Here is an 11,203-nt window from a genome sequence, read left to right on the forward strand (position 1 = left end):
TTGGGGGCGGGCCGGGTGGGGTGGCGGAGCTGCCTGGGGTGCGGGCGCTGTCCGGCCAGGGGCGCGACGTCGTCGTGCGGCAGGACGGCGTGGCGAGCGTCGCGCAGCTCGTCGGATGGGGGGTGTCCTCCGCCGCCGTGCGGCGCAAGGTCGCGGCAGGGCACTGGCGGCGCGCGTTCCGGGGCGTCGTCGTGCTGCAGTCCGGGCCGACGAGCTGGCGGCAGCGCGCTCGCGCCGCGCTGCTGTACTGCGGGCCTGACGCTGCCCTCTCGCACGAGTCGGCGGCCTTCCACCACGGCGTCCTCACGGAGCCGGGCCGGTCGGTGGTGGTCACCGTGCCGCACACCCGCACGGTCATGCCGCAACTCGGGCTCGTCGTGCACCGGAGCCGGACGATGCCCTGGGCCGGCGGGCGTCTGCGCTCGGTCGAGCCCGCCGAGGCGATCCTCGGCATCGTCACGACGACGACCAGCGCCCACTCCCGCGGCGCGGAGTCCACGGCTCGTGCCGGCGCGGTCCGGCGAGACCTGACCGACGCTCTCGTCGGACTGCTCTGCGACGCGGTGCGGGCCGGGGTCCACCCCGACGACCTGCTGCTGCGGGCCGCGCGGCGCACGCGCATGTCCGGCCGCCGGCTGCTCGTCGAGATGCTCGGGCAGGTGGCGGAGGGGTCGAGTCGCCGCTCGAGCACCGGTATGCGCGGGACGTCGAGCGTCGGCACCGCCTGCCGCGGGCTGTCGCGCAGCGCTGGGAGCGCGTGGACGGCCGGTGGATCCGAGCGGATCGCGTGTACGTGGGCTTCGCGGTCCGGGCCGAGCTCGACGGGCGGCTCGCGCATCCGTTCGGCGCCACCGACGACGACGTCTGGCGCGACAACGCCACGCTCCTCGCGACCGGAGACACCACGCTGCGCTACCGCTGGCGGCACGTCGCCGTGACCCCGTGCGCCACTGCGGCCCAGGTCGCCCGGGCCTTGCGCGACCGCGGCTGGCCCGGCCGCCCCCACCCCTGCACCGCCACCTGCGCCATCACGACCTGACCGCGCAGGGCTGAGTGGGTGGGGTTGCGCTCGCTGAGCGAGCGGAACCCCACCCGTTGCTCGCGCGCGCGGGGCGGGTTCGCCCGGTCGGCCGACCTGCGGGTCAGCGCTTCACTGGGCGACCACCCAGCTCAGCATCCCCGGGCGGTCCCCCCGGTTGTCGACGGGGAAGCCGAGCAGCAGCGTGTTGATGTGCCCCGCGAGGTCGTGCGCGGTGAGCGTGGACGGTGCCTGCTCGCCGTTGCAGCCCTGCTCCGACTGGACGTAGACGATCCCGGCGGCGACCTTCGGCACGGTCGCCCCGAACGCCCCGGGCTCGAGCACGTGGATGTTCTCCAGGCTGCCGTCCCGGTACCGCAGGGACGTCCCGGTGCTCGCACACTGCTGCTCGTCGAGGGTGACCGTGTCACCGACCAGCGTCCGGTCGGACAACCACTGGGCGCCGACGATGAAGTCGTCGTCGGCTCCGACGGTCCGGACCGAGCGGTACGCGAGCTGCGCCCCGGACACGTCGAGCTCGAGCTCCTCGAAGCCGTCCTGGTAGGACGCGCCGGGCTCGACGCACCGCGCCAGCAGGTTGACCGGGTCGAGCCAGGTCTCGATGCCGCACCGGAGACCGTCGACCGTCAGGGAGAACGGGCCGGTCACGTCGCCCGTCTCGAGGTCCACGACCTCGAAGGTCGTGTGGTCGCCGGTGGTCATGACGTCGCGGCTGCCGATCATCCGCCGGCCGGTCGGGTCGAGCTGGCCGAGGCCCTCGGACGGGCCGTCGTAGACGCTCCGGCTCGTGCCGTCGTCGGCGAGCAGGACGAACACGCCGCCGTGCCACAGCTCACCCTGCGCGGACCGGCCGACGAACGTGGCGTCGTCCGGCAGACCGCGCTCGTCGGGGGTCACCGTGCCGTCGGCGAGGTCGAGCACGGCTCGGTGGGAGTGCCCGTCGACGAACTCGCGCACGACCGCCGTCGTCGCACCCGCGCGCCAGTCGACGACGCGCAGCTGCGAGCCCGCGAGGACGCCAGGGACCCGGTAGGTGAAACCGTCGGGCGAGGTGAGCAGCACCGTGTCCCCGCCGTCGTCGCGCACGCCGCTCGGGTCGTACGTCTCGGCGAGGTGCACGCTCAGCACCCAGCCAGCGCCCGTCTGCGCCAGGACGTCAGGCGTGAGCTCGGCGTAGGGCGGGATGCCGGGGGTCTCGATCTGCTCCCCCGACGGGGTCGGGTGCGTCGTGACGACCGCGCCCCGGGTAGCCGGGTCGACCGGGTGCTGGAGCGCGGGACCGGCGAGCAGCGCGGCACCGCCGACCGCCGCGAGGCCGGCGACGCTCAGCACCGCGACGCGCGTGTGCCGCAGCAGCCGTCGGCGCCGCACCCCGCGGGCCGCACGCTCGAGCGGGCCGACCGGGCTCACACCGTCGAGCGAGCGCTCGTCGGCCTCCGCCACGGCACGCAGGTAGTCGTTCAGGTCACGCTCCACGGCGCACCTCCGTCGTCTGCACAGGGATGGTCTCGGCCGGGGCCGTCGTGCCGAGCGCTGCGTTGAGCAGGGCGACGGCGTCCGCGGTGTAGCGCTTCACGGCGCCTTCGGACAGGTTGAGCGTGTCGGCCGTCTCACGGACGGACAGGTCCTCGAGGTGCCGCAGCACCACGCACGCACGCGTCCGGGGCGGCAGCTGCGCGAGGGCGTCGACGAGCTCGCGCGTCAGGCCGGGCAGCTGGATCTCGACGACCGGCTGCGCGTGGCCCGCGAGCCGGCGGTGCGCGTCGCGCTCCCTCGTCGTGCGGCGACCGCGGTCGATGAACCTCGTCGCGATCGCGCGCCGGACGTAGTGCTCGGCCTCGCCGATCGAGTCGAAGCGCGCGCGACCGCCGAAGGTCGCGACGAGCGCGTCCTGGACGAGGTCCTCCGCGTCGTGCCGCGACCCGCACAGCAAGGTCGCTCGTGACAGCAGGCGCGGGTATCGCTCCCGCACGAGCTGGTCGAGCATCGGTTCCCACCGACTGCTCATGTGTCCCCCTGGTTCCTCGGGCCGCACCTGCCGGACACCCTTGAGAACGTGAGGTCCCGCGCGGGGGTTGGGTGGCAGCCGGGAGCGTATCGGCAGGCCAGGCCCGACGAACGCGCCGGGGCGCCACGCGCGCGACGCCGGGCGGGGCCGGCGCGGGTGCGAGGATGGCGCGCGTGCAGGTGATCGCGGACCTCAAGGCGCTGTGGCCGCTGCGGGAGTTCCGCAAGCTGCTCGCGGTGCGACTCGTCAGCCAGTGCGGCGACGGCATGTTCCAGGTGGGTCTGGCGACCCTGTTCTTCTTCTCACCCGAGAACGCGACGACCGCGGGCGGCGTCGCGGCGGCGTTCGCGGTGCTGCTGCTGCCGTTCACGATCGTCGGGCCGTGGGCCGGGGTGCTGCTCGACCGGTGGAGCCGGCGGCAGGTGCTGCTCGTCGGGAACCTCGTGCGGATGGGGCTCGCGGTGGTGCTCGCCGCGCTCATGGTCACCGTGGGCGTCGGGCCGGCCGTGTACGTGCTCGCGCTCGTGACGCTCTCGGTCAACCGGTTCCTGCTCTCGGCGTTGTCGGCCTCGCTCCCCCAGGTCGTCGAGGGCAAGCTCCTGCTCACCGCCAACTCCGTGACCCCGACGCTCGGCACCGCGGCCAACGGGATCGGTAGCGCAGTCGCCCTGGTGCTCGGCTGGGTCGTGCCGGCCGGCCGGGCGCGCGACGCCGCCGCGCTGCTCGCCGCCGCCCTCACCATGGCCGCCGCCGCCGGGCTCGCCGCCCGCATCGACCGGCACCGGCTGGGGCCCGAGCACCGGTCGGACGCCGAGCAGCTGCGCGCGCAGCTCGGGACGCTCGTGCGGGGGTTCGTCGAGGGCGGTCGCTATCTCGTCGCGCGTGGCACTCCCGCCCGCGCGCTGGCGGTCATGGCGTACCACCGCTTCCTCTACGGCGTGGTGTTCCTCGCGAGCATCCTCATCTCACGGAACCTGCTGTCCGACCCCGCAGACGCGCAGGAGGGCCTCGCGACGTTCGCGACCGTGCTCGCGGCGACCGCGGTCGGGTTCGCGCTCGCGATCGTCCTGACGCCCACGCTCTCACCGTCCACAGGGATCCACGCGTGGATCACCGGCTGCCTGGTGCTCGCCGCGGTCAGCCAGTGCGTGCTCGTCGTGACGTACGACCTGGTGCCCGTGCTCGTGGCCGCCGCCCTGCTCGGCCTCGCGGCCCAGGGCACCAAGATCGCCGTCGACACGATCGTGCAGCGCGACACCGACGACGCCTACCGCGGCCGCGCGTTCGCGCTGTACGACGTCCTCTACAACGCCGCGTTCGTCGGCGCCGCCGCGCTGGCCGCCGCGGCGCTGCCCGACACCGGCTGGTCGAGCGGGCTGTTCGTCGTCCTCGCCCTCGGCTACGTGGTCGGCGCGGTCGCCTACGGCCTGGCCGCGCGTCGCCGACCGGTGCCCGCCGAGGTCGCCTGACGCCTTGCCGACGCTCCCGCCAGCCGTGAATCGATCCGGATCACCTTGACGCACCGGCTCGCGCCGCTACGGTGCGGGCTGTGTCCCGTTATCGCCTGATCGTCCCGTTGCTGCTGGTCGCCGCCGTGACCGGTTGCTCGTCGGCCCCGTCCGGGTCCGCCTCGGCGGTCGTGACCTACGTCGACGAGTCCGGCGAGCAGCGCGTCGAGGTCGCGACCGAGGGCGCGCGGTGCGACGAGGCCGAGCCGCGCCGGCTCGGCTCGCCCGACGAGGAGATCGTGTTCGTCGTCGCCGCGACCGGCGAGGCGACGTTCCGGGTGCGCCTGGGCGACGAGCTGTCGTTCCTGTCGAAGGGCACGGCCAGCGCCACGCAGGGCGGAATCCAGGTCGACGGCGTCACGGGGACGGTCGTGCGGTCGGGCATCTCCGGGACGCAGACCCGCGTGAGCGCGGAGGCGACGCTGTCCGGCACAGTCGTCTGCCCGGAGTCCTGAGTCCGCACGACCAGGAACGCGCACGTCCGGGAGCGAGCGGTCAGGAGCGAGCGGCCCACCACGAGCGCAGCTCCGCCTCGGCGCGCTCCGGGCCGAGCGGGCCGTGCTCCATGCGCAGCGCGAGGAGGAACTTGTACGCCTCGCCCACCTCGCGGCCGGGCGTCAGGTCCAGGATCGCCATGATCTGCGTGCCGTCGAGGTCGGGCCGGATGGAGTCGAGCTCCTCCTGCTCCTGCAGCCGCGCGATCCGCACCTCGAGGTCGTCGTACGCGGCGGACAGTCGCTGCGCCTTGCGGACGTTGCGCGTCGTGCAGTCCGAGCGCGTGAGCCGGTGCAGGCGCTCGAGCAGCGGGCCGGCGTCGGTGACGTAGCGGCGCACGGCGGAGTCGGTCCAGCCACCCTCGCCGTAGCCGTGGAACCGCAGGTGCAGCTCGGTGAGGCGCGCGACGGCCTGCACGGTCGCCTTGTCGAACCGCAGCTCCTTGAGCCGCTTCGAGACGAGCTTGGCGCCCACGATCTCGTGGTGGTGGAACGAGACGCCGCCGCCCTCCTCGAACCGCCGGGTGCGGGGCTTGCCGATGTCGTGCAGCAGCGCGGCGAGCCGCAGCACCAGGTCCGGCCCGGGCACGGCGCCGTCCGGTCCGGTCTCGAGCGCGATCGCCTTGTCGAGCACCGTGAGCGAGTGCTCGTAGACGTCCTTGTGCCGGTGGTGCTCGTCGATCTCGAGGCGCAGCGCGGGCAGCTCGGGCAGGACGTGGTCGGCCAGCCCGGTCTCGACGAGCACCTGCAGGCCCAGCCGCGGCTGACGCGCGAGCAGGAGCTTGACGAGCTCGTCGCGCACGCGCTCGGCCGACACGATCGAGATCCGCTCGGCCTGCTCGACGATCGCGGCGCGTGCGGCGTCGTCGATCGCGAAGCCGAGCTGCGCGGCGAACCGCGCGGCGCGCATCATGCGCAGCGGGTCGTCGTCGAACGACTGCCGCGGGTCCACGGGGGTGCGCAGCACGCCGCGCGCGAGGTCCGCGAGCCCGTCGAACGGGTCGACGAACGCCAGCTCGGGCAGGCGCACGGCCATCGAGTTCACCGTGAAGTCGCGTCGCGACAGGTCGCCCTCGAGCGTGTCTCCGAACACGACCTCGGGCTTGCGGGACGACGGGTCGTACTCGTCGGTCCGGTACGTCGTGACCTCGACGACCACGTCCGCGCCACCGCCGTGCCGCGAGCCGAACCGGCGCGCCCCGATCGTGCCGAACTCGCGGCCCATGTCCCAGTGGGCGTCGCCCCACCGCGCGAGGATCGCCTCGGTCTCGTCGGGTGTCGCCGACGTCGCGAAGTCCAGGTCTGACGACGAGCGGCCGAGGAACGCGTCACGCACGGGCCCGCCGACGAGCGCGAGCTCGTGACCGGCCGCGCGGAACAGCTCACCGAGGGCCAGGGCGTCAGCCGGGAGGGCGGCGAGCACGCCGATGGCACGCTTCTGCAGCGTGAGGAGGGAGGGCGTCTCGTCCGGCACCTGCCCGATTCTAGGTGGCTGCCGCTCACCCGACCGCGCCGCGGGGTCCCGTCGGTTCGGGCTCGACCCGGGCAAGTCGTTACAGTGGCACGCATGTCCGGCGCCGCGCACCCGTCCCCCTCGCGGGGCGTCCCGGCGCCGCCCGGCGGGCACCGCCTGCAGGCGCCACGCCCCGTCGCCCCGGTCCGGCCCGTGCACGGTCCGGCCGCTCCCCCGCTGCCCGTCGTCGACGAGACCTCCGCGGGCGGCCTCGTCGTCCTGATGAAGGACGGCGTCTACCACGCGGCGATCATCGCGCGCCGCAACCGCGGTGGTCGGCTCGAGTGGTGCCTGCCGAAGGGTCACCTCGAGGGCGAGGAGACGCCCGAGGAGGCCGCCGTCCGGGAGATCGCCGAGGAGACCGGCATCCGCGGGCAGGTCCTGCGGCGGCTCGGCGTCATCGACTACTGGTTCTCGGGCGACGACCGCCGCGTGCACAAGGTCGTCCACCACTTCCTGCTCGGTGCGGTCGGCGGCTCGCTGTCCGTCGAGGGGGACCCCGACGGCGAGGCCGAGGACGCGGCGTGGGTGCCCGTCTCGATGCTCCCCGACCGCCTGGCGTACCCCAACGAGCGTCGGCTCGCCGAGGCCGCGCTCGTGGTGCTCGTCGGCGAGGCATGACCGCACGTACCGCGCGCCCGGTGGTGAGCGCGACCCTCGCCCGGGTGGCCCTCGTCCTGGCCGTGCTCGTCCCGTTCCTCGTGGCCGGCCCGGGCGCGGGCCGCGCGTCGGCGGACGACCCGCTCGACCCGTCGCCGCTCTCGGCCGCGGGGAGCACGCCGGCGCTGTCGCCCGTCGAGGCCTCACCCGTCACCGTGCGCCTCACGTCGATCGCGCCGCAGGTGCTGCGCGCCGGCGAGGACCTGCACATCTCTGCGACCGTCACCAACACGACCGACGACGTGCTCGAGAACCCCGAGGTCGTCGTCTGGTTCAACCGGTTCCGCATGTTCAGCCGCGACGAGGTCGCCGAGTGGGCCGCGCGGGACCTGCAGGACCCCGCCGGCCAGCGCTCGGTCTCGGAGCCGCTCGACGAGCCGCTCGGGCCACGCGCGACCAGGACGGTCTCGATCATCGTCCCGGCCGAGTCCGTGCGGCTCACGGACCTGCCCGGGCTGTGGGGGCCGCGCGGCCTCGCGCTGGAGTTCCGGGCGGACCGGGAGCGGCTCGGCATGGCCCGGACGTACGTGCTGTGGAGCACGACCGACGACGAGCCCCCGCGCGTGCCCGTCGCGGTCGTCGTCCCGTTCGTCGGCCCCCCGACCGCACCCGTGCCGCGCACCGCACCCGAGTCGCCCGAGGAGCCCTCGCCCGACCCCACCCCGACGGACGGCACCGCATCGGCCGCGTCCGCAGCCGTCACCGCGGCCGCCACGGCCGACGAGGACCTCGACGACCTCACCGACGAGGGCGGCCGGCTGCGCCGGATGCTCGCCGCGGCGAACGTCGACGAGTCCGTGACGCTCGTCGTCGACCCGTCGCTGCTCGCCGCGGCCGACTCCGGCAGTGCGACCGCGCAGCGGTTCGCCGAGCGTCTGCGCACCGCGATCGGCAACCACGAGACGTACGCGCTGCCGTGGGCGGACCCGGACGTCGCTGCGGTGCAGCACGCCGACCAGGGCGAGCTCCTCACCGTGGCGGTCGAGCGCACCGGGAGCACCGAGGACCTCGCCGACGCGAACACCCTGCTGTGGAGCGCCGACCCCGGCACGCCCGACGCCCAGACGCTCGCGGGCGTGCAGGTGACGCGCGCCGCGGCGATGGTGACCGGGCCGCAGCAGGCGCAGGCGTCGTCGGAGGCGCTGCAGACCGTCGCCACGTCGTCGGGCGACGTCACCACGATCGCACCCGACGCGCTGCTGACGAGCCTGGTCACGGGCGGCGCCGGCGCGCAGTCCACGCCCGCGAGCATCGCCCAGCGCGCGCTCGCCGACCTGGCCGTGGTCGCGCACGGCGCGGTGCCGCCCGCGGGCGTGGTCATCGCGGGCGACCGGGAGACCGCGCCCGGCCGCGAGGCCCTCGCGGCGGTCGTCGAGGCGCTGAAGTCCGCGCCGTGGACCGAGGCCGCGCCCCTGTCCCGCGTGCTGGCCGGCGACTCGACCGTCCCGGCGCAGCGCGCACCGCTGCCGACGGACGGCAAGAACGAGCTCGGCGCGCAGTCCGTGACCGCGCTCGCCGACGCGCGTGAGGACGCGCGCTCGTTCGCCGAGGTCCTCGACGACCCGGAGGCGTACCTCGCGGGCGTCGACGACGAGGTCCTCGCTCCGTTGGCCGTCGCGTGGCGCGCCGAGCCGAAGACCCGCGCCGAGCTCGTGCGGCAGACCGTCCAGCACGTCCGCGAGCGCGCCGAAGGGCTCTCGATCGTCGAGACGAGCGACCTCAACGTCATCGCGACCACGAGCGACCTGCGCCTCACGGTGCGCAACGACCTCACCGTTCCCGCGCGCGCGCAGCTCGTCGTCGACCCGCGCAAGGCGTGCCTGACGGTGGGCGACTTCGAGACCCCCGTGCTGGACCCCGGCGACACGTCGATCACCGTGCCCCTCGAGGCGCACGCGAACTGCGACGTGCTCGTCGAGGTCGCGCTCGTCGGCCCGTCCGGGCAGGACGTCGCCGAGCCCATCGCGTTCTCCGCGCGCCTGTCGCCGACGATCGAGTCGGTCGGGACGGTCGTCGTCGCGATCCTGCTCGTGCTGGGGCTCGCGCTCGGCATCGCGCGCACGGTCCGGCGCGGTCAGAGCGCCCGCCGCGGCGCGCGGACCGTCGCCGAGGCCGACGCCCCCGTGAACCTCCCCGTGCTCGGCGGCACCCCCACCGAGCCCGTCCCCGAGGTGTCCGACGACGAGCGCGCCCGCCGGCTCGCCGAGGACGAGGGCGCGCGGTGACCACGGCACCGGCCGACGACGGGCGCATGCGGCGCGGTGCCGCGCTCATGGCGTCGGGCACCGCGGTCTCGCGGCTGCTCGGCCTGCTGCGCTCGATGGTGCTGTTCGCCGCGATCGGCGCGACGGGGCAGGCGGCCGACGCGTTCGCGGTCGCGAACAAGCTGCCGAACGTCATGTACATGCTGCTCGTCGGCGGCGTGCTCAACGCGGTGCTCGTGCCGCAGGTGGTGCGCGCCTACAAGAGCGACAAGGGCCAGCAGTACGTCGACCGCCTGCTGACGTTCGGCTTCGTCGTGCTGGCCGGGCTGACGCTCGTCCTCACCCTCGCGGCGCCGCTGCTGGTGCGGCTCTACGCCGACGCGTCCAGCCAGGCCCAGATGGACCTCGCGGTGACGTTCGCCTACTGGTGCGTGCCGCAGGTCTTCTTCTACGGCGTGTACGCGCTGCTCGGGCAGGTCCTCAACGCGCGCCACTCGTTCGGCCCGTACATGTGGGCGCCGGTGGTCAACAACGTCGTGTCGATCGTGGGCTTCCTCGCGTTCATCGTCGCGTTCGGCGCCGTCCCGGAGTCCGGGCTGACGGTGGCCGGGGGCTGGGGCTCGTCGCAGGTGCTGCTGCTCGCCGGCTCCGCGACCCTCGGCGTCATGGCGCAGGCGCTCGTGCTGTTCCCCGCGCTGCGCGCCGCGGGGGTGCGGTACCGCCCGCGGTGGGGGCTGCGCGGCTCGGGGCTGGGGCGCGCGGGCACCGTGGCCACGTGGACGCTGGTCGGGCTCGCGGCGGGTCAGCTCGCGTACGTCGTCGTGTCGCGCGTGGTGTCGCAGGCCCCCGGTGCGGCCGACGGTGCCACGGACGTCGCCTCGAACGCGGCCTACGACGCCGCGTTCCTCATCTTCATGCTGCCCCACTCGCTCGTCACCGTCTCGCTCGCGACCGCGCTGTTCACGCGGCTGTCCGAGCAGGCGCACGACCAGGACACGCGCGCGGTGCGCGCGTCGCTGTCCTACGGGATGCGCGTCGTCGGCGTGTTCACCGTGCTGGCGGCCGCCGTGATCGCGGTGCTCGCGATCCCTGTGACCCGCCTGATCCTGCCGTCCGCGAGCGCGACGACGACCGACGCGGTCGCGCAGGTCGTCATCGCGATGATCGTCGGGCTGCCCGCGTTCGGTGCGTGGTCCATCTGCCAGCGCGTGTACTTCGCGTACGAGGACACGCGCGCGATGGTCCCCGTCCAGGTGGTGATGGCGGTCGTCGTCGTCGCCGGGGCGCTGCTCGCGCGCGTCGTGCTCCCCGCGACGTCGTGGGTGGTCGGCGTGGGCGTCGCGATGAGCGTGTCGTACCTCGTCGGGGCGATCGTCGCGCTGCGGCAGCTGCACCAGCGGCTGCGCGGGGTCGACGGCGGGCGTGTGCTGCGCATGCACCTGCGGGCGACGCTCGCCGCGGTCGCCGCGGTCGTCGTCGGGCTCGTCCTGATGCTCGGCGCCGAGGCGGTGCTGCCCCGCGGCCTGGTCGCCTCGCTGCTCGAGTGCGTGCTCGTCGGCACGGTCATGTCGCTCGTGTACGTCGTGGTGCTGCGTGCGCTGCGGGTGCGCGAGCTCGACGACCTGCTGCGCCCGATCCTGCCGCGGCTCTCGCGGATCGGTCCGCTGCGCCCGCTCGTGCGCCTGCTCGCCCCGTCCGGGCGTCCGGGCCGTTACGCCGCGGCGGCCGAGCCGGCCGACGACGGTCCCGCACCCACGGGCGCGGCGGGCGGGCGCGC

General features: G+C 74.8%; 8 protein-coding genes and 1 pseudogene. 6 read left to right on the forward strand and 3 right to left on the reverse strand.

From position 1 onward, the window contains the following. Nucleotides 1-938, forward strand: a pseudogene (locus tag CWIS_RS04170) (hypothetical protein); the annotation flags it as partial. Nucleotides 939-1,150: 212 nt separating this feature from the next. Here CWIS_RS04170 and CWIS_RS04180 read toward each other — a convergent pair. Continuing rightward, the gene (locus CWIS_RS04180) at nucleotides 1,151-2,515 is read right to left on the reverse strand and encodes a hypothetical protein (protein WP_048341980.1); all 1,365 of its coding nucleotides are present in this window, start codon (nucleotides 2,513-2,515) and stop codon (nucleotides 1,151-1,153) included. Continuing rightward, nucleotides 2,505-3,047 carry an RNA polymerase sigma factor gene (locus tag CWIS_RS04185; protein WP_048341981.1) on the reverse strand — a complete coding sequence of 181 codons (543 nt, stop codon included), beginning with the start codon at nucleotides 3,045-3,047 and terminating at the stop codon, nucleotides 2,505-2,507. The genes CWIS_RS04180 and CWIS_RS04185 overlap by 11 nt, the downstream gene beginning before the upstream one ends. A gap of 164 nt (nucleotides 3,048-3,211) precedes the next feature. Between CWIS_RS04185 and CWIS_RS04190 the strand changes: the two genes are divergently transcribed. Both CWIS_RS04190 and CWIS_RS04195 read left to right on the forward strand, forming a co-directional pair. Further along, a complete protein-coding gene (locus tag CWIS_RS04190; RefSeq protein ID WP_048341982.1) occupies nucleotides 3,212-4,516 on the forward strand; it encodes an MFS transporter in 1,305 nt (434 codons plus the stop codon). A gap of 80 nt (nucleotides 4,517-4,596) precedes the next feature. Next, nucleotides 4,597-5,010 (forward strand): hypothetical protein, encoded by a 414-nt coding sequence (locus tag CWIS_RS04195; RefSeq protein WP_048341983.1) that lies wholly within the window; start codon nucleotides 4,597-4,599, stop codon nucleotides 5,008-5,010. Between the two features lie 40 nt (nucleotides 5,011-5,050). On the opposite strand, the gene CWIS_RS04200 is transcribed toward CWIS_RS04195, so the two are convergent. Further along, nucleotides 5,051-6,523, reverse strand: coding sequence for a CCA tRNA nucleotidyltransferase (locus tag CWIS_RS04200; RefSeq protein ID WP_048341984.1), 1,473 nt, complete (start codon nucleotides 6,521-6,523; stop codon nucleotides 5,051-5,053). Nucleotides 6,524-6,616: 93 nt separating this feature from the next. Between CWIS_RS04200 and CWIS_RS04205 the strand changes: the two genes are divergently transcribed. From CWIS_RS04205 to murJ, 3 genes are all read left to right on the forward strand, one after another. Next, the gene (locus CWIS_RS04205) at nucleotides 6,617-7,183 is read left to right on the forward strand and encodes an NUDIX hydrolase (protein ID WP_048341985.1); all 567 of its coding nucleotides are present in this window, start codon (nucleotides 6,617-6,619) and stop codon (nucleotides 7,181-7,183) included. Continuing rightward, a complete protein-coding gene (locus tag CWIS_RS04210; RefSeq protein WP_048341986.1) occupies nucleotides 7,180-9,447 on the forward strand; it encodes a DUF6049 family protein in 2,268 nt (755 codons plus the stop codon). The genes CWIS_RS04205 and CWIS_RS04210 overlap by 4 nt, the downstream gene beginning before the upstream one ends. Then, the coding region (gene murJ, locus CWIS_RS04215) for a murein biosynthesis integral membrane protein MurJ (protein WP_231583651.1) at nucleotides 9,444-11,203 on the forward strand (1,760 nt) is incomplete at its 3' end. The genes CWIS_RS04210 and murJ, both read left to right, overlap by 4 nt.

The sequence above is a fragment of the Cellulomonas sp. A375-1 genome (genome assembly GCF_001040865.1).
GTDB classification, from domain to species: domain Bacteria; phylum Actinomycetota; class Actinomycetes; order Actinomycetales; family Cellulomonadaceae; genus Cellulomonas; species Cellulomonas gelida.

What these genes read in the sequence shown, in the direction of transcription:
- CWIS_RS04185 (WP_048341981.1), bottom strand. Translation starts at nt 3,047, where the DNA reads ATGAGCAGTCGGTGGGAACCGATGCTCGACCAGCTCGTGCGGGAGCGA.
- CWIS_RS04205 (WP_048341985.1), top strand. Translation starts at nt 6,617, where the DNA reads ATGTCCGGCGCCGCGCACCCGTCCCCCTCGCGGGGCGTCCCGGCGCCG.
- CWIS_RS04190 (WP_048341982.1), top strand. Translation starts at nt 3,212, where the DNA reads ATGGCGCGCGTGCAGGTGATCGCGGACCTCAAGGCGCTGTGGCCGCTG.
- CWIS_RS04210 (WP_048341986.1), top strand. Translation starts at nt 7,180, where the DNA reads ATGACCGCACGTACCGCGCGCCCGGTGGTGAGCGCGACCCTCGCCCGG.